General features: G+C 64.6%; 18 protein-coding genes and 1 tRNA gene. 9 read left to right on the top strand and 10 right to left on the bottom strand.

Annotated elements, in window-relative coordinates; genetic code table 11:
* The first annotated feature begins 61 nt into the window (after window positions 1-61).
* Genes tmk through ACPFL9_RS04385 form a run of 3 tightly spaced genes read left to right on the top strand, consistent with a single transcriptional unit; the run spans window position 62 to window position 3,500 of the window.
* A complete protein-coding gene (tmk, locus tag ACPFL9_RS04395) occupies window positions 62-718 on the top strand; it encodes a dTMP kinase (protein ID WP_426006063.1) in 657 nt (218 codons plus the stop codon).
* Complete coding sequence (locus ACPFL9_RS04390; protein WP_426006062.1) at window positions 715-1,866, top strand: DNA polymerase III subunit delta'; 1,152 nt, start codon at window positions 715-717, stop codon at window positions 1,864-1,866. Before tmk ends, ACPFL9_RS04390 begins: the two co-directional genes overlap by 4 nt.
* An 8-nt stretch (window positions 1,867-1,874) precedes the next feature.
* Window positions 1,875-3,500: an alpha/beta hydrolase gene (locus ACPFL9_RS04385; RefSeq protein WP_426006061.1), complete on the top strand. Its 1,626-nt coding sequence runs from the start codon at window positions 1,875-1,877 to the stop codon at window positions 3,498-3,500.
* A gap of 15 nt (window positions 3,501-3,515) precedes the next feature.
* Here the strand turns inward: ACPFL9_RS04385 and ACPFL9_RS04380 are convergent, their stop codons facing one another.
* Window positions 3,516-4,247 carry an HAD family hydrolase gene (locus tag ACPFL9_RS04380; protein WP_426006060.1) on the bottom strand — a complete coding sequence of 244 codons (732 nt, stop codon included), beginning with the start codon at window positions 4,245-4,247 and terminating at the stop codon, window positions 3,516-3,518.
* Between the two features lie 213 nt (window positions 4,248-4,460).
* On the opposite strand from ACPFL9_RS04380, the gene ACPFL9_RS04375 reads away from it, so the two are divergent.
* The 3 genes from ACPFL9_RS04375 (at window position 4,461) to ACPFL9_RS04365 (ending at window position 7,180) form a co-directional block, all read left to right on the top strand.
* Window positions 4,461-4,533 (top strand) — tRNA-Thr (locus ACPFL9_RS04375).
* A 255-nt stretch (window positions 4,534-4,788) separates the two neighbouring features.
* Window positions 4,789-6,147 carry a hemolysin family protein gene (locus ACPFL9_RS04370; protein ID WP_426006059.1) on the top strand — a complete coding sequence of 453 codons (1,359 nt, stop codon included), beginning with the start codon at window positions 4,789-4,791 and terminating at the stop codon, window positions 6,145-6,147.
* Window positions 6,140-7,180 (top strand): hemolysin family protein, encoded by a 1,041-nt coding sequence (locus tag ACPFL9_RS04365; RefSeq protein WP_426006058.1) that lies wholly within the window; start codon window positions 6,140-6,142, stop codon window positions 7,178-7,180. The genes ACPFL9_RS04370 and ACPFL9_RS04365 overlap by 8 nt, the downstream gene beginning before the upstream one ends.
* Before the next feature lie 25 nt (window positions 7,181-7,205).
* Here the strand turns inward: ACPFL9_RS04365 and ACPFL9_RS04360 are convergent, their stop codons facing one another.
* The 5 genes from ACPFL9_RS04360 to ACPFL9_RS04340 all read right to left on the bottom strand — a co-directional run bounded on the left by ACPFL9_RS04360 (window position 7,206) and on the right by ACPFL9_RS04340 (window position 12,794).
* Complete coding sequence (locus tag ACPFL9_RS04360) at window positions 7,206-8,723, bottom strand: carboxyl transferase domain-containing protein (protein ID WP_426006057.1); 1,518 nt, start codon at window positions 8,721-8,723, stop codon at window positions 7,206-7,208.
* Window positions 8,720-9,952, bottom strand: coding sequence for a CaiB/BaiF CoA transferase family protein (locus ACPFL9_RS04355; RefSeq protein WP_426006056.1), 1,233 nt, complete (start codon window positions 9,950-9,952; stop codon window positions 8,720-8,722). Before ACPFL9_RS04355 ends, ACPFL9_RS04360 begins: the two co-directional genes overlap by 4 nt.
* A 15-nt stretch (window positions 9,953-9,967) precedes the next feature.
* On the bottom strand, window positions 9,968-11,194 hold the full coding sequence (locus ACPFL9_RS04350) for an amidohydrolase (protein ID WP_426006055.1): 1,227 nt from the start codon (window positions 11,192-11,194) through the stop codon (window positions 9,968-9,970).
* Between the two features lie 45 nt (window positions 11,195-11,239).
* Window positions 11,240-11,974 (bottom strand): hypothetical protein, encoded by a 735-nt coding sequence (locus ACPFL9_RS04345; protein ID WP_426006054.1) that lies wholly within the window; start codon window positions 11,972-11,974, stop codon window positions 11,240-11,242.
* Window positions 11,975-12,035: 61 nt separating this feature from the next.
* Window positions 12,036-12,794, bottom strand: coding sequence for a DUF5058 family protein (locus tag ACPFL9_RS04340; protein WP_426006053.1), 759 nt, complete (start codon window positions 12,792-12,794; stop codon window positions 12,036-12,038).
* Between the two features lie 283 nt (window positions 12,795-13,077).
* Between ACPFL9_RS04340 and ACPFL9_RS04335 the strand changes: the two genes are divergently transcribed.
* Window positions 13,078-14,532 (top strand): amidase, encoded by a 1,455-nt coding sequence (locus tag ACPFL9_RS04335; RefSeq protein ID WP_426006052.1) that lies wholly within the window; start codon window positions 13,078-13,080, stop codon window positions 14,530-14,532.
* Here ACPFL9_RS04335 and ACPFL9_RS04330 read toward each other — a convergent pair.
* The 4 genes from ACPFL9_RS04330 to ACPFL9_RS04315 all read right to left on the bottom strand — a co-directional run bounded on the left by ACPFL9_RS04330 (window position 14,519) and on the right by ACPFL9_RS04315 (window position 19,232).
* Entirely contained in the window at window positions 14,519-15,466 is a 948-nt protein-coding gene (locus ACPFL9_RS04330) for an AsnC family transcriptional regulator (protein WP_426006051.1), read from the bottom strand. The two genes, ACPFL9_RS04335 and ACPFL9_RS04330, sit on opposite strands and share 14 nt — an antisense overlap.
* A 274-nt stretch (window positions 15,467-15,740) precedes the next feature.
* Entirely contained in the window at window positions 15,741-16,982 is a 1,242-nt protein-coding gene (locus tag ACPFL9_RS04325) for an AGE family epimerase/isomerase (RefSeq protein WP_426006050.1), read from the bottom strand.
* Between the two features lie 250 nt (window positions 16,983-17,232).
* Window positions 17,233-18,015, bottom strand: a complete 783-nt coding sequence (locus ACPFL9_RS04320; protein WP_426006049.1) for a DeoR/GlpR family DNA-binding transcription regulator — start codon at window positions 18,013-18,015, stop codon at window positions 17,233-17,235.
* A 74-nt stretch (window positions 18,016-18,089) separates the two neighbouring features.
* Complete coding sequence (locus ACPFL9_RS04315) at window positions 18,090-19,232, bottom strand: Gfo/Idh/MocA family protein (RefSeq protein ID WP_426006048.1); 1,143 nt, start codon at window positions 19,230-19,232, stop codon at window positions 18,090-18,092.
* A 133-nt stretch (window positions 19,233-19,365) separates the two neighbouring features.
* Between ACPFL9_RS04315 and ACPFL9_RS04310 the strand changes: the two genes are divergently transcribed.
* A complete protein-coding gene (locus ACPFL9_RS04310) occupies window positions 19,366-20,265 on the top strand; it encodes a PfkB family carbohydrate kinase (RefSeq protein ID WP_426006047.1) in 900 nt (299 codons plus the stop codon).
* A 16-nt stretch (window positions 20,266-20,281) separates the two neighbouring features.
* On the top strand, window positions 20,282-21,166 hold the full coding sequence (locus ACPFL9_RS04305; RefSeq protein ID WP_426006046.1) for an aldolase: 885 nt from the start codon (window positions 20,282-20,284) through the stop codon (window positions 21,164-21,166).
* Window positions 21,167-21,170 lie beyond the last annotated feature (4 nt).

Genomic DNA, 21,170 nt, shown 5'->3' with positions numbered 1-21,170 from the left:
GCCGCGCTGCGGGTTGTGGATGAAAGAGATGACGTGGGCACGTGATCGGTAGGCTAGTCAGGTGAGTATTCAGAGCCCAGGTCTTTTCATCGCTTTTGAAGGCGGGGACGGAGCAGGCAAGTCCACCCAGGCCGCCCGGCTCTTCGACGCCCTGGAGGCACGCGGGCTTTCCGTGCTGCGGACCCGGGAACCCGGCGGCACGCCTATCGGCGAAAAGCTGCGATCCCTTGTCCTGGACCATGGCCACGGAACCATCGACGCACGCACCGAAGCCCTCATGTTCGCAGCTGCCCGTGCAGCCCACGCCAGCCAGGTCATCCGGCCCTCGCTGGCTGCCGGAACGATTGTCATCACCGACCGTTACATCGACTCGTCCGTGGCGTACCAGGGCGCGGGACGGGGCCTGGGGGCCGCTGAAGTTCTTTCCCTTAACCAGTGGGCCACGGAAGGCCTGCGTCCTGACCTCACGGTGCTGCTCGACGTCGAACCTTCACACGGCCGCCAGCGCCGCACGGCGGGCGACGCCACCGAAGACCGGTTGGAATCGGAGCCTGACGATTTCCACCTTGCCATCCGCAAAGCGTTCCTCGACCTCGCAGACCAGGAACCGGCACGCTACCTGGTGCTGCCGGCCAACCAAGGGATCGACGCCCTGGCCACCCGGATCCTGGAGCGGGTGGAGTCGCTGCTGAACCAACCCGTGGGCGATCGCCGGTGACTGTTTGGGACGACCTCCAGGGCCAGGCTCCCGTGGTGGCGCAGCTCCAGCAGGCGGCGCAAGGGGAAACCGGGCTGACGCATGCGTGGCTGTTCACGGGTCCGCCCGGGTCCGGCCGCTCCAACGCTGCCAAAGCATTCGCGGCTGCGTTGAACTGCGAACAGGACGACGTCACCCTGCGCGGCTGCGGTGAGTGCGCAGCCTGCCACACCATCCTTGGTGAAACCCACTCCGACGTGACCTTCGTGCGGACGGAAAAGGTCACCATCACCATCGACGAAGCCCGCGAACTCGTGTCCAAAGCCGGTGACCGGCCCTCCACGGGCCGTTGGAGGATCATCGTCGTCGAAGATGCGGACCGTATGGCCGAGCGCACCACCAACGTGCTGCTCAAAGCCATCGAAGAACCCACGCCCCGGACCATCTGGATGCTGTGCGCCCCCTCCCCCGCGGATGTGCTGGTCACCATCCGGTCCCGGTGCCGGCCCGTCAGTTTGCGCCTTCCGCCGGCCTCTGACGTCGCAGCCCTGCTGGTGCGGCGCGACGGCGTGGACCCCCAACTGGCCGACCGGGCAGCAAGGGCAGCCCAAAGCCACATCGGGATCGCCCGCCGGCTTGCCCGGGACGCCGATGCCAGGGAGCGACGCCTGGAGACTGTGCGCATCCCGTTGGGACTCCGCGGGGTCACCGCTGCCGTCATGATGGCGGAGAAACTGGTGAAAATCGCCACCGATGAGGCCAACAGCTCCAACGAGGAACGCGACGCCGCAGAGAAAGCAGCCCTGCTGGCCAGTTTGGGGGCTCCCGATTCCGGGACACTTCCCCCGTCAATGCGCAGCCAGGTCAAACAGCTTGAGGACGACCAAAAGCGCCGCGCCAAGCGTTCCATCACGGACTCGCTGGACAGGACGCTGACCGATCTGTTGTCGTTCTACAGGGACGTGCTGATCATCCAGCTGGGGAACGCCGTGGAACTGGTCAACGTTGAGCTCAAGAGTGAGCTCGAAGAGTTCGCCGGTCGTTCCACGCCGGAAACCACCCTGGCGCGGATGGATGCCATCAACACAGCCCGTGTCCGAATCACTACCAGCAACGTGGCGCCGCTCCTGGCGGTCGAGTCCATGGCAACCAGCCTGATCCAGCAATAGGAGAACGCATGATGTCCGCACCCCGCCGGCCTGCCGGTGCCCCGTCAAGGGACCGGTCCGACCAGCAGCTCGCGGGCTCCGACGCCGCCGTCGGAAGGGGCACACGACGCGGGTTCGCGGCGCTGTGCCTTGCCATCGCTTCGATGCTGGTCCTGAGTGCCTGCTCGTTGCCGTTCCTTCCGCAGCCCACAGCCAAACCCACCACCAGCACGGTGGACCCGTCCATCGCGGCATCGGCGCCTGAAGGCCTGGAGAAGTACTACTCCCAGACCGTGGAATGGAGCTCCTGCGAAGGCGGCATGCAATGCGCCACCATCCAGGTACCCATGGACTACGACGACCCCGACTCCGCGGACATCGAGCTCGCCGCCATCAAGATGACCAGCACAGGGACCAAGAAGGGGTCCGTACTGGTCAATCCCGGCGGACCGGGCGGGTCCGGCGTTGATTTCGTCAAGGACGCCGGCAACACCCACTTCACGCAGAAACTGCGCACCAACTTCGACGTAGTGGGCTTCGACCCACGGGGCGTCAAGCGCTCGTCCCCCGTCACGTGCCTGACCGATTCGGAAAGGGACGCCGCCCGTGAGATGGTTTTCCGCAAGGAAACGGACGCCGGCCTGGCCGATGCCCTGGCCTTCAACAAGTCCGTGGCGGATAAATGTGCGGAAAAGACCGGCCCGGTGCTGGGCGAAATCGACACCGTGAGCGCAGCCAAGGACCTGGATATTCTGCGGGCCGTGGTCAACGACGCCAAACTCAATTACCTGGGCTACTCCTACGGCACGTTCCTGGGATCGACCTACGCGACCCTCTTCCCGGACAACGTAGGCCGGCTGGTGCTGGACGGTGCCGTGGATCCCTCCATCAGCAACGAGGAACTCACCGCCGGGCAGGCACGGGCCTTCGAGAAGGCACTGCGCGCCTACGTCGCCAGCTGCCAAAGCCAGAACCAGTGCCCGCTCAGCGGTTCCGTGGACAACGGCATCCAGGAAATCCGGGAACTGATCAACGCCGTGGAGCAGAATCCTCAAACGGCCAAGGACGGCCGCCTGGTCACAGGGTCGGAGTTCGTCAACGGCATGTACTTGCCGCTCTACGACGACCAGAGCTGGCCTGCCCTCACCCAGGCGCTGGAGAGTGCCTTCTCCGGTGACGTCTCCCAGATGCTGCGCATCGCCGACCTCGGAGCCGACCGCGACCAGTCCGGCAAGTACACCTCCAACTCGGCCTTCGCATTCAACGCCATCAACTGCCTGGACTACCCTATGGTGTCGGACACGTCAGCGATGCGGGCCGAAGAGGCCCGGCTGAAGCAGGAGTCCCCCACGTTTGGCTCCTACTTCGCCTACGGCGGCATCAATTGCCAGGATTGGCCGTACCAGCCCAAGCGGACGCCCGCACCCGTGGAGTACACGGGTTCGGAACCCATCGTGGTCATCGGCACCACGGGCGACCCAGCGACCCCCCTCGAATGGTCGCAGTCGCTCCGGAAGCAGCTGGACAACGCTGCCCTGGTCACCTGGGAGGGTGAGGGGCACACAGCCTACGGGCGCTCCAACACCTGCGTCAGCACCGCCGTCGACGATTACTTTGTTGACGGCAAGCTGCCGCAGGACGGGCTGCAGTGCTAGCCGCTTAGCGGCAACTCAGAAGTGCCGGGCCTCGTGCTTCTCCAGCAGGAGCGGGAGCTGCTTGATGGAATCCACGACGGCGGTGGCGCCTGCAGCGCGGAGCGTCGCCTCCGAGTGGGAACCAGTGAGGACACCGGCCATCAGTGAGGCCCCGGAACGGACGCCGGACAGCATGTCCGAACTCGTGTCGCCCACCACTGCAACTTCGCGGACATCGTCCAGGTCCAGGGCCAGGACAGCGGTAAGGATCATGTCCGGGTACGGCCTCCCCCGGCCGGCGTCAGCAGGGCAAAGGCTAAGGTCGGCCAGGCCCATCCACCCCAGAGACTCAAGCACCATGTTCTGCGTGTGGCGGCCGAAACCAGTGGCCAGGCAGACCTGCATCCCGGATTCGCGCATCCACACGATCGCTTCTTCGGCGCCAGGAATGGGCCGGACGCCACCATCATCGATCATCTCGTCGTAGGCCGCCTCGAAGACCTTGTTGGCGCTGGCAGCTGTCGCTGGGTCCTCAAAAAGATGGCCGAATACCGTCAGTTTGGAGAACCCCATGGTGTCCCTGGCATAGCCAAGCATGCTTTCAAAACGGGTACTTCCGGGCTCGATGCCATGTTCCACGAGCGCGCGTGACATGGCCCGTTCTGTTCGACCGTCGTCGGTGATGGTGGTGCCTACCATGTCCACGACTGCCAGCCTCAACCGGTTCGGCCCTGTAATGGTGTCCCTGATCGATGCTTCCCCGGTCATTGCGCGGCCCCTTTGAGTGTGTGCCGGCTACCCGGCGACGGCTTGATTCCCCACAGCTTGCGGCGGCAGGGAGAAGCCGGCCTGAACCCGGCCCGACAACCGGGTGAACATCCCCGCAACGGCCGCCTTCGGCGTCGTTTTGACCGCGGCGCAGTGCCTCCATTACAGTTATGTCTTGCGTGATCGCCCGGGAAACCGGTAGATGGACGCGGTGCTTCCTTAGCTCAGTCGGTAGAGCGTTTCACTCGTAATGAAAAGGTCATCAGTTCGATTCTGATAGGAAGCTCGTTAAGAACCCCCGGAGATCTGCGGATTTCCGGGGGTTCTGCTTTTCCTGCCATCGCGCTTTAACGCCGCAGTCCGGCGCACAACGTTCAGCCTTGCCGGCAGGTTCCGGTTTCAGCCTCAGGCGCACAAGCATCCGACGGCGGACGGTCACCCGGTAGACTGGGCCACACTATGGATGACCCTCCTTCACATATGCCCAGGCCCCTCTGCTCATTGACCGGACTGCCGGTTTCCACGGGAGAGGGGCGCCCGAATGTATGAGTGGATCATGCTCGGCATAGGCCTCGTCCTCACTGTCGGCACAGGATTCTTTGTTGCTTCCGAGTTCGCGCTGGTCAATCTTGACCGCGCTGAATTGGAGGCCCGCCAAGCCCGCGGCGAAAAGCGGCTGGGGCCAACCATCAAGGCCCTGAAAATCACCTCCACGCACCTCTCCGGCGCGCAGCTCGGTATCACTTTGACCACGTTGCTCACCGGATACACCTTCGAGCCAGCCATCAGCAGCATGCTCAGCGGACCCTTGCAATCACTGGGACTACCCGCAGCCTTGGTGCCCGGAGTCGGAGCCGTGGTTGGCATCTTCGTCGCAACCGTGTTCTCCATGGTGATCGGCGAGCTGGTTCCCAAGAACTTTGCGCTGGCGCTCCCTTTGGCAACTGCCAAGGTGGTGGTCCCCTTCCAGGCTCTGTTCACCGCGGTGTTCAAGCCTGCGATCCTGCTGTTCAACAACACTGCCAACAAGATCATCCGTTCCTTCGGCATTGAGCCGAAGGAAGAGCTTTCCGGCGCCCGCTCGGCAGAAGAACTGTCATCGCTGGTACGCCGTTCTGCGACTGAAGGCCTGCTGGACCAGGACCACGCCGAACTGCTGAACAGGACCCTTCGTTTCTCCGAGCACACTGCCGGTGACGTCATGACACCGCGTGTCCGGATGGTTGCCGTGGACGCTGATGACACGGCGGCGGAGATCGTAGCCCTCGCATCAGCCACTGGGTTCTCGAGGTTCCCGGTGATTGGCAGGGACCGGGACGAGGTTCTGGGTGTCCTCCACGTGAAGCAGGCCTTCGCCGTTCCGTTGGACCGGCGTGAAGCAGTGACCGCCACGGACCTGATGACCGAACCGCTGTATGTACCTGAGTCAAAGGACGTGGACGCTTTGCTGGTTCTGCTGCGCAAGCAGGGCCTGCAGGTGGCCATCGTCTCGGACGAGCACGGCGGAACCGCGGGAATCGTCACCCTCGAAGACTTGGTGGAAGAAATCGTGGGCGAACTCGAAGACGAACACGACCGTGCCCGCGCCGGTGTGGTCCGTGTTGGCCGATCCATTACCTTTGATGCCTCGTTGAGGCCCGACGAACTGCTCGACCGGACGGGCATTGTGGTTCCGGAAGGCGATGAGTACGACACCGTCGCCGGTTTCGTGTCCGACCAATTGGACCGCGTGCCGGAGCTCGGCGACGAAGTTGCCATCTCCGGAGGCGTCCTTCGCGTGGAACGCGTAGCGGGCGCCCAGTTGGGACGAATCCGTTTCACGCCGGATCCCGACGCGGTAGAAACCAGCAGACACGACCAGATCGTTGACAAGATCTCCGAGGAGCTCGGCCATGAGTGAGTACCTTCCCGGCATCATCTGGCTGGTGATCCTGCTGGTGGTCAACGGCTTCTTTGTTGGCGCCGAGTTCGCTGTGATTTCGGCCCGTCGTTCACAGATCGAGCCCAAGGCCGAGGCCGGCAGCAAGGCCGCAAAGACGACCCTGTGGGCCATGGAGCACGCCACCCTCATGCTGGCAACCAGCCAGCTGGGCATTACCGTGTGTTCCTTGGTGATCCTTAATGTCTCCGAACCCGCCATCCATCACCTGTTGGAGATCCCGCTTGGGCTGACGTCACTTCCGGCGGAGGCCATTGGCATCATCGCATTCGTGGTGGCCTTGCTGCTGGTGACGTTCCTGCACGTGGTCGTCGGAGAGATGGTCCCGAAGAACATTTCCTTCTCCGTGCCGACCCGGGCAGCCCTGATACTCGCTCCCCCGCTGGTCCTCGTGGCCAGGATCTTCAAGCCCGTGATCTGGACCCTGAACGGGATCGCCAACTCGGTGCTCCGCCTCTTCCGGGTGGAGCCGAAGGACGAGGCCACCAGCGCCTACACGCTGGACGAAGTGGCCAACATCGTTGAGCAGTCCACGCGTGTAGGTACGTTGAATGACACCAGTGGAACGTTGACTGCGGCCTTCGAGTTCACGGCCAAGACCGTGAGTGACGTTGAAGTGCCGATCGCCAACATGGTGCTCCTTCCCGCCACGTCTACACCGGCAGACATCCAGAGGACGGTGGCGGAGCACGGCTACTCCCGCTACATCCTCACCGATGCTAACGGCGAGCCATCGGGATATCTCCATTTGAAGGACGTCATGGACCTGACGACACCGGAGAAGTTCAACCGGCCGGTACCCGAGAAACGGATCCGTCGCCTTGCGTCGGTGTACGTGGGAAGTGAACTTGAGGATGCTTTGGCTTCCATGCGCCGCAGCGGTTCGCACGTGGCCCGTGTTTTCAACTCCGAAGGTGCCACCACCGGTATGTTGTTCCTCGAGGACATCATCGAAGAGTTGGTGGGCGAAGTCCAGGACGTGACGAGCGCCTGATAACGCACTACAGACCCGGGAGACGTCAGCAGACCAGGGCGCGGTACTTTGCCCGGCGGGCCTGCAGTCCGGGCGTCCCGGCACTGAGCCCGTGAAGTTCGACGGCGATCGCCTCACCCACGCGGCGGCAGAAGGAAACGGGTTCCTGCGCGGCATCCGGCACTTCGGGAACCACCACATCCACCACGCCCGCGGCGGCCAGCGCAACAGACGTGATGCCCTGGCTTTCGGCGAGCGCCGGGGCGTGGGATGTGGTCCGGTGGACGATGGCGGACGCCCCTTCGGGAGGCAGCGGAGCCAGCCAGGCATTCCGGGCCGCAATGGTCCGGTCTGCAGGCAGGAGCGCGAGGGCCCCTCCTCCTGTGCCCTGCCCAAGGAGGACGGACAGGGTGGGTGTTGCGAGGCTGATCAGGTCGTGGAGGGACCGGGCGATTTCTGCGGCGAGCCCGCCCTCCTCGGCTTCCTTGGACAGCGTGGCGCCTGGAGTGTCGATGACGGTGACCAGCGGAAGCCCGAGTTCCCGGGCCAGCCGCATGCCCCGCCGGGCGTCACGGAGGGAGGCAGGGCCCATGGCCTTCCCGGACACCCCGTGGCGTCCATGCCCGACCACCACGCAGGAGCTGCCGCCGAACCGGGCCAGGGCAATCTCCATGCCGTTCTCCTTGGCCCCATCCCCTGCGCCCCGCAACAGCACCACACCGTGGGCAGCTTCGCGCAGCAACTCGGCGGTGGACGGCCGGAGCGGATCCCGTGAGGCCACAACGGAATCCCAGGCTGGGCGGTCCTCAACGCACAGGGGTGTGGCAGTGGCTTCCAAACCCGCGGTCGTATCCGCTCCGGAGGCAGGAGTGCACAGCACCTCCAGCACCCGGCCAAAGTAGCTCCCGAGTTCCTCCGGGGGAACCACGCAATCCACCAGCCCATGATCGTAAAGATTTTCCGCGGTCTGAACGCCTGCGGGGAACACCTCACCGTGCAGCGCCTCATAGACCCGGGGACCGAGGAATCCCAGCAGGGCACCGGGTTCAGCTGCGGTCACGTGGCCCAGGGACCCCCAGGAGGCCATGACCCCGCCGGTGGTTGGATGCCGCAGGTACACCAGGTACGGCAGGCCCGCTGACCGGTGTGCCTGGACCGCCGCGACAATCTCCACCATCGCAAGGAAGGCGGTGGTTCCCTCCTGCATGCGGGTACCGCCGGACGCCGGCATGGCCACCAGCGGCAGGCCACGTTCCGTTGCGCGTTCGACGGCGGCCACCAGCCTTTGTGCCGCATCGCGCCCGATGGAGCCGGCCAGGAAAGCGAAATCGGAAACCACCACGGCAACTCGATGGTTCCGGATGAGGCCTTCGCCGGTGAGGACCGACTCGTCGCTGCCGGACTTCCGGGCAGCGGCTGCAAGGTCGGCAGCGTACCCCGCCGCGGAGTCAAAGCCGGCCGCCCCCCGAACGGGACGGTCCCACGACACGTAAGTCCCGGCGTCGAGCATGACATCAAGCAGTTCCCGGGCGCCGAGGCGGCGGGCGGTAGCGGTGGCGGTCATTCAGCGCTCCTCCCCGCAGCGAGCCATTGACGGATACCGTCATTGTGCTGGTTGAGCAGCGGCGGCGCGGTATGGGTGCGGCGGGTGGACTCGGCCCCAACCATGTTGTCGAAGAAGCGCAACGGCGATCCGGGCAGGGTCACGGGGCCCAGCACCGGATGGTCAACCTCCGCCAGCAGGCCCTGGGATGCTACCTGCGGCCATTCGTAGACTTCCTTCAGGGAGCGGACCTTCCCCGCCGGAATCCCGGCAGAAGCGAGTTTGGCGAGGAGCGGTTCGGCCTCGTGTCCAGCGAAAGCCGATTCCACGAGCTCAATGACCTGCGTACGGTTCCGCACCCGGTCGGCGTTGGTGGCCAGGCCATCGGCGGCTGGATCCAGCCCGAAGGCCGCGGCGAAGGCGCTCCACAGCTTCTCGCTGCCCACGCTGATCTGGACACTCCCGTTCCGGCAACGGAAGAGCCCGTAGGGGGCGATGGACGGGTGGTGGTTGCCCTGGGCTTCCGGCGCTTCTCCAGCGACGGTGACCTTGGTTCCCTGAAACGCGTGCACCCCCACGAGCGATGCCAGCAGCGATGTCCGCACCACTTGTCCCTGGCCGGTCCGTTCGCGTTCCAGCAGGGCGGCGACCACCCCGTAGGCTCCGTACATTCCGGACAGCAGGTCGGCTATCGGCACGCCAACGCGTTGCGGATCGTCCGGACCGGAACCCGTGAGCGACATGAGCCCGGCTTCGCCCTGGAGGATTTGGTCGTAACCGCTGCGATGGGATTCAGGGCCGTCATGGCCGAACCCTGTGATGGACAGGATCACCAGTCCCGGATTGATGGCGTGCATGGCTTCCGTGCCGAATCCGAGCCGGTCAAGGACGCCTGGCCGGAAGTTTTCCACCACCACGTCGGCGCGCTCCAGGAGCTGCCGCAGGATGGTCCGTCCGTCATCGCTCTTGAGGTCAAGGGCAAGGGACTCCTTGTTGCGGTTGCAGGACAGGAAGTAGGTTGCCTGCGGGTCGTCCCCGGGGCCTACAAAGGGTGGCCCCCAGCCCCGGGTGTCGTCACCTGTGCCGGGATTTTCGATCTTGATGACCCGGGCGCCGAGGTCGCCCATCATCATGGCCGCGTGGGGTCCTGCGAGCGCACGGCTCAGGTCCACGACGAGCCGGCCGGCAAGCGGGCCGCCCGTCTCCTGCCGGACGGGTGCAGTTGCCAGGGTTTCGGTTGGTGCAGTCATGGGAATCCTTGATGTTCAGTTGCCCAGGCGGGACAGTAGGACAGCGACTGCGGCAGAGACTCCGCCGGCCAGGGAGCCTTCCAGCTCCGGGGCAAAGAACGGCGAATGGTTGACGGGAACCGGTCCCGGCCCATCGAAGGCCGAGGCGGGTGTACCGCCGAACATCCAGAACACGGACGGCACGCCGATGGCTGTCCCCAGGTGCCCGAAGTCCTCGCTGCCCATCATGGGCGGCGTCACCTCGACCGAGCCGTCCCCGAGCTCGAGGCGCAGTGCGTCGAGAACCGCAGGGACGGCGTCGGGATCGTTGTAGCACTGAGGGAAGCGGTACAGCTCCTCGATGTCCGGCGAGGGCGCGCCCGAGGCGGTTGCCTCTGCCTCGATGATCCGGCGGACTGCGGACAGGACCTGCCCGCGCACGTCTTGGTCGAAGGTGCGGATGTTGAGCGTGAACTCGGCCGCCGCAGGGATGATGTTCTCCTTGAGGCCCGCGTGGAAGGTGCCCACGGTGACGACGGCGGACTTCCGCGGATCCACTTCCCGGGACACGATCGTCTGAAGCCGGGTGACCATGTGTGCGGCCATGACGATCGGATCGATGGAATCCTGCGGCTGGGATCCGTGGGACTGTTGGCCGCGCACGGTCACGCGCAGCGAATCAGCCATGGCAGCAACCGGGCCGCTGGAGATGGAGATGGTCCCCACGGGCCGGGGCATGACGTGCTGCCCGAACACCACCTCCGGGCGCGGAGCCTTGTCCCACAGCCCGTCCTCCAGCATGGCCAAGGCACCTGCTGCGGTCTCTTCGCCAGGTTGGAAGACCAGCACCAACGTCCCGGACCAGGCGTCCGGGTTTCCGGCCAGGACTTCCGCTGCACCCAACAGGCTCGCTACGTGGGTGTCGTGGCCGCAGCCGTGCATCACCGGAACGGCAGCTCCGTCCAGCACACCGGTGTCCGTGCTGGCGTAGTCCAGACCCGTGGCTTCTTCGATGGGCAGCCCGTCCGTGTCTGCCCGGAAAGCGACCACCGGCCCCTCGCCGTTGCGCAGGATGCCCACTACGCCTGTGCCGCCGCAGCGGAAGTGGTCGATGCCGAGCCGGTCCAGTTGCTCTTCGATCAGAGCTGCCGTGGCATGTTCCTGCATGGAAAGCTCCGGATGCGCATGGAGCCGTCGATACAGGGCGTGAAGGGCCTGGGTCTGGACTGCGTCCAGGTGGAGAGCGGTTGCTGTGCTGGTCATGTGGTTTTCCTTCCGGTGCGTGCGGGGTCTGATCGGGGCGGCGCTCTACTCGATGTGGATCGGCTTGGCCTCGCTGACCTGCTTGCCGCGGAAGAACCACGCCAGCAGGATGGTGCCGAGAACCGCGATGGCCGTGGACACCATGGCGAGCGATGGCACCAGCGGCAGGACCACGAACACCACGACGGCGGATACGAGCAGGGCGAATACGGTGGTGCGCGGCTGCTTCATGGACACGATCGCCTGCACCAGGACCGCACCCAGGACCGTGGGCAGGACATACAGGCGGGTGACCGTCAGGACTGACGGCGGAATAACGCTGATCAGCCAGCTGCCCAGCAGTCCCACGAAGATCGCCAGCGAGACCAGGTGCACCACGGCGGCACCGCAGATGGCAACGACGGCGGCGAGTTCGGCCCGCTTGCTGCCTGGCTTTGCACCGATGTTGGTTTGGGCGATCAATGCCGCCGGAAGGAGCTTGTTGGAGATGTTGCCGATCATGAACGCCTGGTACATGGCCGCCGGCCCCAGGATCGGGTAGTACGTCAGGGGTTCGACGATCCAGATGATGCCGAAGGTGGCCGCCACTGCGGCGAAGGCGATCCACAACTGGGCGGGGCCAATGTCCAGCCCGGTGCCGAAGACCAGGTACAGCGGTCCTGCCACGGAGACCAGCAGTCCGCCGATCATGGTGATTTGTCCCCAGCGGGAGGTGGTCCGGTTGAAGTCGGCCATCGCCGTGCCGGTTGTTGTTGCGGGTGTGGAAGTCAGGGAAGACATGGGAGGTGTTCCTTTCAGTGCCTGGGTTTTCTCGAGTGAAGGACGACGGCGGCTGGTTGCCTTAGGCGCCCACGGCAGGACCGGCGGCGGCAAAGGCAGCACCCAGGCCGATCACGATCGAGAAGCCCAGGCCCCACTCACGCAGCCAGCTTTTGCCGAGCTTCCTGGCCAGGAAAAGGCACAGGCCCATGACGGCTGCTGAGACTGCGAAGGACAGGACGTGGATGGTGGACTTGGGCAGCTCAGTGAGGCCGAGGCAGGAAAAAGCACCGATCAACGCAGCGGCGGGAACGATGGCCATGGCTGCGGGGTTCACGGACCGGATCTTGGCGTCGCCCTTGCGCAGGATTGGGGTAAGGATCAACGTGGCCAGCATCCACATGGCACCGCCGATGCTCATCGCGAAGAACGCCACCGCGAAAACGCTCTGGGTGTAGCTCGCGTCGCCGAGCTTGGCGCCCATCGAACCGGCTGCGATGCCCGCGGCGGAAACGTCGTACGCCGCGGAGCCGATCAAGCCGATGCGGGAGAGCACTGCCGGGGCTCCGAAGAGGCCCAGGAGGGCGATCGCCACCAGGGAGACCGCCAGGGAGGGTCCGATCGCGGACACGGCACCGGAGCGGAACGACGTCCTGATGTCCTGGGTGCTCATGTCCACGGAAGGGGCGGCTTTGCGGGCCGCTTTCATGAAGATGACGGATTGGATGATGATGACGCCGAAGACGCCGGCCACGCAGATCCAGAGGACAGGATTGTTGGCGATGGCCAGGATATCGGCGGAGTCGGCAGCGAGCGGCTGTGGTGCGAAGGGTTGGTGCATGGGAACCTCCCGGTGAAGCCCAGAAGCAGGCATTTTTTCGAACCTCGTTGTACGGCGTGTGCTGAACAGCACGGCATGCGTCTGGGGAATCCTGCCCGAGGACCGAATCGGCCATCGGGTTGAGAACAGCTTTGACTATGAGCCTGATCACAAACAACGGTTGACGGAATCAGCCAGCTCCGTGGCCGAATCAGTCAAACTGCGGCTTTGCCCGGCCGCATGCTTCCACCCGTGTTGTGTGACCGGGCACACTTTCACGCAGTACACCCAGCAAAGGAGCACCATGCCTGACACCATTGGCGGGCTGTCCGCCGTCGAACTCACCGCCGCCATCCGCGCGAAGCGGATTTCAGCGCGGGAGGCCCTGGCCGCCCATCTGGACCGCGTCGCGGAAGTCAACCCGGTCATCAACGCCGTGGTGACGCTGGATCCGGAAGGTGCCCAGGCGTTGGCGCACCATGCAGACCAACTGACTGCCTCCGGAGCGGACCTGCCCCCGCTGCACGGACTGCCCATGACCCACAAGGACACCAACAACACCGCAGGTATGCGTACCACGCAGGGGTCCCTGGCCCTGCGGGACTTCGTGCCCGGCACGGACGACCTCATCATTGCGCGCCTGAAGTCAGCCGGCGTGGTGACCACGGGCAAGTCCAACGTCCCCGAGTTTGGCGCCGGTTCGCACACTTTCAACGACCTCTTCGGAACCACCACCAACCCCTATGCGCCCACGTTGAGCGCCGGCGGCAGCAGCGGCGGGGTTGCCGCCGTCGTTGCTTCCCGCATCCAAAGCATCGGCGACGGCAGCGACATGGGCGGCAGCCTCCGCATCCCGGCCTCCTTCTGCAACGTGGTGGGCTTCAGGCCGTCGACGGCGGTCATCCCCATGCCGTCCGACGTCAACGCCTACGCGTGGCTGGGCCGGACCGGGCCGATGGCGCGCACAGTGGAGGACATCGCGCTGTTCATGTCCGTCACCGCAGGGCCGGATGCCAGGGTTCCGCACCCCGCAGCCCTGGACCCCGAGGTTTTCCGGTCCTCATTGGACACGGACATGCGTGGCGTGCGGATTGGCTGGTCCCGGGATTTTGGGATCGGTATTCCCGTGGAACCCGAAATCCTGGAACATCTGGAACGGCAACTGGCGGTATTTGCGGACCTTGGGGCGATCGTGGAAGAAGCCTCACCGGATTTCAGTGAGGCAGACCTCGTCTTCGGGAACACCCGGGCCATGGATTTCGCCGCCGGGCTGGGCCCGATCCTGGAGCGTGCCGGGGACGTCATCAAGCCCGAAGTCCACTGGAACGTGAACAAGGGCCTGGCATTGACGGCCAAGGACCTGATTGAAACAGCCGCTGCCAGGACCCGGCTGGAGCTCGGTGTGCAGGAGTTCTTTGGACGCTATGACATGTTCGCGAGCCCCTGTGCACAGGTACTGCCGTTCGATGCCGCCCTGCGGTACCCGGCCTCGGTGGCAGGGGTGGAGTCGGAGACCTACCTCGACTGGATGCGTTCGGCCTGCGTCCTTTCTGCCACCGGCCTTCCCGTGCTGAGCGTTCCCGCCGGATTCAGCTCCGCCGGACTGCCGATCGGACTGCAGTTGGCCGGCAACCACTACTCGGACATGCAGCTGCTTCGCTGGGGCCGGGCGTTCGAGCAGCAGACGGGGTACGCCGCCGTCGAACCTGCTGTTGACGCTACCGGTTCCACCACGACGGCGGCACTTACGACCGCGTGATCCGCCCGCCGCGCTTGCGGGCATCGAGGAGGATGGACACGTCCACCCCGGCAGCGAACTGTGCCCAATCCGAGGCGGTAATGAAGCGGTACAGGGCTGACATGTCCCCCACGGTGACGTCCGCAACGATCTGGTAATCACCGGCGATGGCCGCGGCATAACGGACCGTGGGCAGCTCGGCCAGGCTTTTTCCGAGCTGCTCCACGTGCTGCGGCGAGGCCCGGATCCACAACAACGCCTCGACGGCCAGCCCAAAGGCAGCCGGTTCAACCACTGCCCTCAACTGGACCTGGTTGTTGGACAGAAGCCATTCACTGCGGCGTCGGGCAGTCGCCTCGGACACCCCCACCCGCCGGCCCAGGGCCTCGAAGCTCATCCGGCCGTCCACACACAGGGCATCGACCAGTTCGGTATCCTGGCGGTTCAGTTGCTGCTGGGCTTCCAGGATGCCGGCGTCCTGGGTCAGGACCGAACGGAGCGCTTCTGCCCGCTCCGCGCTAAGGACCTCCGGGCGCCAACCGCGGATCGTACGGAAGTACCGCAGGACGGGGTAGCTCGTGGAATCCCGCAAGCCGATGATGGAGGGAAGTTCGTCGGACAGCACGTCGCCCATTCGGTTCGGATCGGTGAGGATCTCCGCCACGCAGTCCCCCGTGCCGGTGGTGGTGTAGACGAACGTCGTGTCGTGGCGCTGCGCCAAAGCCTGGGCCGCGGCACGGACCGTTCCCGGGTTGCAGCGCATTTCCACGAGCACCGCGGCCGGGCGCGGCCTCACCCCGACCACCGCCACGGCGCCGGACTCAAGGAGCTGGGCACCGCGACGGGCAACAGTCCGCTCGGCCTCCCCCAGGACAGCTGCCATCTTGCGCCACGGGCAGCGCGGATCCAGCTGCAGGGCCGCAACGATTTGCCGCTCCAAGGGGTCAAACAGCACTGCTCGCGCTCCGTTCGGTTGGCCCTGGCCACTGGATCAGGGGTCTCAGGACAGACTATAGGCGCAGCTGGGTCGGTTGTGGTCCCGGGCTCCCGATGACGCTAGAAGGCCTGCCCCGTGGCCCTCACCATGACCAAAGACCGCCGGGGTACCAGGAAAATCCTGGCACCCCGGCCCTACCACGCAGGTCGTCCCATAGCAGGGGAAAGTCAAAATGATCCCCCGGTCCGCCTTCCCCGTATTGATGTCAAGTGCCCGGGGTTGACGCAGCAGCTTAGTGGAGGCGCGAGTCCAGCAAACCGGCTGCGAGTGCCGGAGCCAGACCGGGCGCCAGCGGGAGCCGAGGAACAACGAGGCAGTGCCACAAGTGGTAGATATCGGCCTTGCCTGACCACACAGTTGAGGCCACGTTGCCGTGCGCGTCCAGCTCCTGCTTCCAGGAGCCATGCTCGTAGTCGATGAACCAATCGCGGGCGTGGTCCCAAATCCGCTCGTACCAATCCGCGTAGCTCTGGTCTCCAGTGGCCATGTACAGCGCAGCCGCACCGCCAATCGCTTCCACCGGCACCCAACGAATGCGGGACGTGACAACGGGCTTCCCGTCCCAGTCCACGGAGTAGACAAATCCGGGATGGCCATCCGGCTCCCAGGCATCGCGGATGGCTGCGTCGAACAGACCTCGTGCGTCGTCCGTCAGCCAGGAAGGTGCCTCCATGCCCCGGGCCTCGAGTCCGGCGCGGAGGTGCAAGAGCAAGCGCGCCCATTCGACCCAGTGTCCAGGCGTTCCGCCGTAGGCACGGAACTGGCTTGCGCGGTCGTCCGTGTTGTACTCCGGAATCGGATTCCATTCCGGGTCGAAGTGCTCGAAAACGCGGTAGTTGTTGTTGCGGGCGAAGTGATGAATGAGCACTTCGGCGATGTGGAGGGCGCGTTCGATCCAGCGGTTCTCGCCGGTGACGTCAGCGACGATGAGGTAGGCCTCCACGGAGTGCATGCTGGCGTTCCCGCCTCTGTATGCCTCGGTTTCTGTGAAGTCGCGGTTCCAGGAGTCAAAGCACATGTTGGCTTCGTGGTCCCAAAATTTAGAGTCGGCTATGTGCAAGGCTTCCTCGAGCAGCTCCTGCGCGCCTGGCCGGCGGGCCGCGACGGCGCTGGCTGCCGCCAGGAGCACGAAGGAATGCTGGTACCCGGACTTTGCGTCGTTCACGGGCCCGTTCTCGTCCACTTCGGCGTACCACCCGCCATGCTCACTGTCACGGAAGACTCCGTTGAGCGCCGCTATGCCGTGGTCCACCATGGATGCCGCACCGGGCCGTCCCATCAACGCTGCCACCGCGAAACTGTGGACCATTCGCGCAGTGATCCACAGGTGGGTCGGCTTGCCCGGGTCCACCTTGCCGTAGTTGTCGAGCCAACCGAATCCTGTGGCGACCTTTGAACCGGCCGCGAAGTTGATGAGCCGGTCCGTTTCTGCTTCGAGCCAACGTGCGTGAGCGGCGCTGTTCAGCCACGTCATGTGCATCTCCTCAATGATGATGGGGGCCGCCGGAGGGGCCTTTAGTGATCTTAACTCCCGATGGTGGAATTCCACCAGAGTCAGTTTGAATTCAGACATTTGGAATTTATTGCAGGGCCACATTTGGCTATGCGCCATGCCACGGCAGGTCCGCCGTCGTCAATCCGTACAAAAGGGAGCCCGACGCCGGTTAATCGGCAGGGCAGGTCAGGAGCCTATGGCTCCGGGTGGCAGGGCCGCAGCGATGCGGTCAAGCCGCCACGATGAGTTTCACGTCGGCTGCTTTCAACGCGGCCGTAATTTCCTTCGGCGGCGGCGCATCCGTCACCAGAACATCGACTGCGTCAAATACCGCCAGCTTGGCCAGCGCATACCGCAGCATTTTCTGGTGCGTGGCCACCACTACCACCTGCTCAGCCGATGCCATGAGGGCGAGCTTCGTGGCTCGTTCAACATCACGTTCAATGTAGAACGCTTCATCATGGATTCCGCTGACTCCGATGAAGGCGGTCTTGGCACGAAGACCTTGGGCGGCACTGACGGTCATGGGACCGTTGAACGCCTGGCTGTCCAGCAAGAGTTCGCCGCCCAGGCAAATGGTCCGTGCGGACGTCAATTGCAGGCACCTCTGGATGGCTGGCGCCGAATGGGTAATGATCGTGCCCATGAAGGAAGCCGGCAGTTCCTGCGCGATCTGGTACGTCGTGGTTCCTGCGTCAAGGATGATGGCGTCCCGTTCGGCCACCATGTCCACGCAAGCCTTGGCAACACGCTGCTTCGCCTCGGCATCCTCGCGGGCACGCGCCGCGAAGTCAGCGTTTTGTCCATGCCCTTCAACGGCACTTACTCCACCATGGACCACCTTGACCAGTCCCAGCTTGGACAGCGCCCGGGTGTCGCGGCGGACTGTCATGTCAGAGACGTCGAAGGTTCCCGCCAAATCCGCGGTCGAAAGGAATCCTCGCCGGCCGAGCTCGTCCAGAATGGTGCGCTGACGCGGCGTCAGCGGCGCCTCTTCCCGTGCGATGCTCATGGCTTCGCCTTTCCTCTCGTGCCCTTGGACATTTTAGGGTGTCGCAAAGTGTTGTAATTCCAACACAATCCTACTTACTTCCGGGCGACAACCATTGGTGCGTGCAGTTCAATGGCGCGTCCTTCCACAATGGACTGCTCGGCCGCAAGGCCCATCCTGACGGATTGCAGGCCGTCCGCAACCGTGACATCCACGGGCCCCTCGCCCAGTATGGCCTTCCGGTAGCCGAGGTGCTCGTAGTAGGTGGACCCGTGATGGGCCCCCGCGGCAAGGACTGCCTCGTCCACCGGAACGTCGTGCTTTTCCGGACCCAGCGGCGAGCGCGGACTGAACTCGACGGTGGCTTCAGTTTCGTCGCCTTCGATCCAGTGGTTGGCGGCAACCGGGATGAGGGTCTCGATCTTGGCAGCGTCCCCCACAATCGAAATTCGTTCCTGGAATTTGGATCCCTCGGCGAACATGGACAACTCCAGCATGGCCCGGCGGCCGCCCCTGAAATCGACGATCACATAGGCGTTGTCCACCATGTCCGGTGTTCGACCGTCGTAGGACTCGTCCAGGTGGTTGACATCGTGCCCGCCACTGGCGTAGACGCGGGTGGGCTCGTCCTGCAGGATCAGGCGCATCAGGTCGAAGAAGTGGCAGCACTTTTCCACCAGGGTGCCGCCGGTGCGCTCGGCGAACCGGTTCCAGGCGTCCACCTTGTGCAGGAACGGGAAGCGGTGTTCCACGATAGAGAGCATGTGGATGTTGCCGAGCTTGCCACCATGCGCGGCCTGGATGATTTCCTGCACGGGCGGCATGTAGCGGTACTCCATGGCAACCCATACGGGGGCCGGGTACGAGGCGGCCAGCACTTCCAGTTCGTCAGCCTGCGCTGCACTGGTGCACACCGGCTTCTCCACGAGGACCGGTAGGTTGGTGCCGCTGGCGAAGATGTCCTTCAGGATTCCCAAGTGCGTATCGTTCGGGCTCGCAATCACGAGGGCGTCCACCAGCCCCGATGCCAGCAGGTCCTGGTGCGAGGAGAACGTCTTCACCTCATAGCCAATTTCGCGAGAGGTCTCCTCGAGGGAGGAGGGCGTGGGATCGGAGACCGCTGTGATGCGGCTTCCTGGGATCAAAGCAAGGTTTCGCACATGTTCGCGGGCCATGTGGCCGGCGCCGATGAGGCCGTAGCGAATGGTCTGGGCTGTTTCCTCAGAGGGCAATGCCATGAGCTGCTCCGTTTCTCTGCGTTGAGTGGGGGATCGACGTTGCATCCCAAACATCACTATACAGAATGTGTTGTTTTTCACACATAGCGTGTGTATATTTTTTCAAACCAGCCCAACTACAACGAGGTGGATCGTGCCCCAACTGTCATCCGGAACCCTTCTCTTCGTCGGGTGTGCCACTTTGGACTCCATCGCCCTCGTGCAGGAATACCCCGGTGCCGACAGCCGCACAGTGGCCGCAGATTTTGCTACTGCAGGCGGCGGACCGGCCGCCACGGCGGCAGTCGCGGCAGCCCGCGCCGGTGCAAAGGCGGCTTTTGCCGGCGTCGTAGGCGAGGACGAGGAAGGCGACCGGATCATCAGCGGCCTCGAAGCGGAAGGAGTGGACACCTCGGCTGTCATCCGCAACCCTGCGGTGAAGACTGGCGCAAGCGTGATCGTGGTCAGTAAGTCAACCGAAAGCCGGGCGATCGTCACCCGGCCTGTGCCTCCCGTCCGCTTTCCCGCAGGCAGCCGATTCCATGAGCTGGTGCGCAATGCGGATTGGGTCCATGTGGACCACTTGGGATGGAATGCCGTGATGAATTTGCAGGGCGTTCGGATCAGCGTGGATGCCGGCAACCCCATCCCATCCTTCAGTCCCGAAGGTGTGGCGCTGTACGTGCCCACGATCGAGCGCTTGCGGGTCGAATACGGTGACCACCTGCCATCTGAGACACTTGTGCAAAAAGCCGTCGACGCCGGTGCCGCCGCCGTGGTGGCCACGGCAGGTTCCGAGGGAGCCTGGGGCCTGGAGCGGGACGGCGTTCCCTTCCACATACCGGCAACATCGGCAGAAATCGTATCGACGCTCGGTGCCGGCGACGTCTACCACGGCGCTATCCTGGCCGCCGTCGCGGCCGGACTCCCCCTGGCGGAGGCAGCAGCCTTCGCAGGCCGCACAGCCACGGCCGCCTGTGCAGGTCTGGACGGACGCTCCATGATTCCCCGCCAGGCCATCACCCCCGTTTTGACCATCAATCCCACTGCCTAGCTGAAAGAAGCAGCCGATGACCACCACCGATCTTTCTCCCCTCCAGCGTCCTTCAGGTGCGTTCGCCATGCTCGCAGTCGATCAGCGCGAAGCCATGCGGAACATGTTCGCCGAGCACACTGACCAGCCCGTCACCGACGAGGACCTCCGTGACTTCAAGCTCGCGGCGGCCCGGATCCTCACTCCTTACGCGTCCGGTGTTCTCATCGACCGCCAGTTCGCACTGGACCAGGCCATTGAAGCGAACGTCGTCGCGCCCGGCTGCGGGCTCATCGCCTCAGCAGACCACTTCGAGTCTGCCCACGGCGAGCTGGTGGGCGAAGTGACCATCGACAAGCTGGTGGATCCCGCCAAGTACGCGGCGCTGGGAGCCAAGGCCCTCAAGCTCCTGGTGCTCTACCGTCCGGACGAACCCGCCGAGGGTCGGGTGGCAATGGTCCGTGAGTTCGTTGAGAGCTGCAAGTCCGCCGGGCTCATCAGCATCATCGAACCCGTCTCCCGCAAGCCTCTTTCAGGAGGCGACTTCGACTGGAATGCCGGCATCCTGGCCGCAGCCAAGGAACTCGGCAGCTTGGGCGCAGACCTTTACAAGGCCGAGGTCCCCTTCAAGGGCCTGGCCCCTGAGGCAGAGGTCCGAGCAGCGTGCGCCGAACTGACCAAAGCCATCGACGGCCCATGGGTGGTCCTTTCCTCCGGCGTCCCTGAGGACGTCTTCCCTGACGCCGTTCGGTGGGCGTGCCTGGAAGGGGCCAGCGGGTTCCTGTCCGGACGGGCCGTTTGGGCATCCTGCATCGGCTCCACTGACGTAGAAGAGTCCCTGTCCGCGGATGCCGTCCGCCGACTGCAGCGGCTCTGCGCAGTAGTGGACGAGGTGGTAGCGGCACAACGCACCACCGCCTGATCCT

The sequence above is a fragment of the Paenarthrobacter sp. NyZ202 genome, from assembly GCF_049860755.1.
Classification (GTDB): Bacteria; Actinomycetota; Actinomycetes; order Actinomycetales; family Micrococcaceae; genus Arthrobacter.
The sequence above is the reverse complement of the archived record's forward strand: the minus strand, read 5'-3'. Positions and strand labels throughout refer to the sequence as shown.

Bases quoted from the DNA above. Each gene is read 5' to 3' on its own strand.
- ACPFL9_RS04355 (WP_426006056.1), bottom strand. From the start codon at position 9,952: ATGACTGCACCAACCGAAACCCTGGCAACTGCACCCGTCCGGCAGGAG.
- ACPFL9_RS04340 (WP_426006053.1), bottom strand. From the start codon at position 12,794: ATGCACCAACCCTTCGCACCACAGCCGCTCGCTGCCGACTCCGCCGAT.
- ACPFL9_RS04360 (WP_426006057.1), bottom strand. From the start codon at position 8,723: ATGACCGCCACCGCTACCGCCCGCCGCCTCGGCGCCCGGGAACTGCTT.
- ACPFL9_RS04325 (WP_426006050.1), bottom strand. From the start codon at position 16,982: ATGACGTGGCTGAACAGCGCCGCTCACGCACGTTGGCTCGAAGCAGAA.
- ACPFL9_RS04320 (WP_426006049.1), bottom strand. From the start codon at position 18,015: ATGAGCATCGCACGGGAAGAGGCGCCGCTGACGCCGCGTCAGCGCACC.
- ACPFL9_RS04350 (WP_426006055.1), bottom strand. From the start codon at position 11,194: ATGACCAGCACAGCAACCGCTCTCCACCTGGACGCAGTCCAGACCCAG.
- ACPFL9_RS04335 (WP_426006052.1), top strand. From the start codon at position 13,078: ATGCCTGACACCATTGGCGGGCTGTCCGCCGTCGAACTCACCGCCGCC.
- ACPFL9_RS04345 (WP_426006054.1), bottom strand. From the start codon at position 11,974: ATGTCTTCCCTGACTTCCACACCCGCAACAACAACCGGCACGGCGATG.
- ACPFL9_RS04380 (WP_426006060.1), bottom strand. From the start codon at position 4,247: ATGACCGGGGAAGCATCGATCAGGGACACCATTACAGGGCCGAACCGG.
- ACPFL9_RS04370 (WP_426006059.1), top strand. From the start codon at position 4,789: ATGTATGAGTGGATCATGCTCGGCATAGGCCTCGTCCTCACTGTCGGC.
- ACPFL9_RS04305 (WP_426006046.1), top strand. From the start codon at position 20,282: ATGACCACCACCGATCTTTCTCCCCTCCAGCGTCCTTCAGGTGCGTTC.
- ACPFL9_RS04365 (WP_426006058.1), top strand. From the start codon at position 6,140: ATGAGTGAGTACCTTCCCGGCATCATCTGGCTGGTGATCCTGCTGGTG.
- ACPFL9_RS04385 (WP_426006061.1), top strand. From the start codon at position 1,875: ATGATGTCCGCACCCCGCCGGCCTGCCGGTGCCCCGTCAAGGGACCGG.
- ACPFL9_RS04315 (WP_426006048.1), bottom strand. From the start codon at position 19,232: ATGGCATTGCCCTCTGAGGAAACAGCCCAGACCATTCGCTACGGCCTC.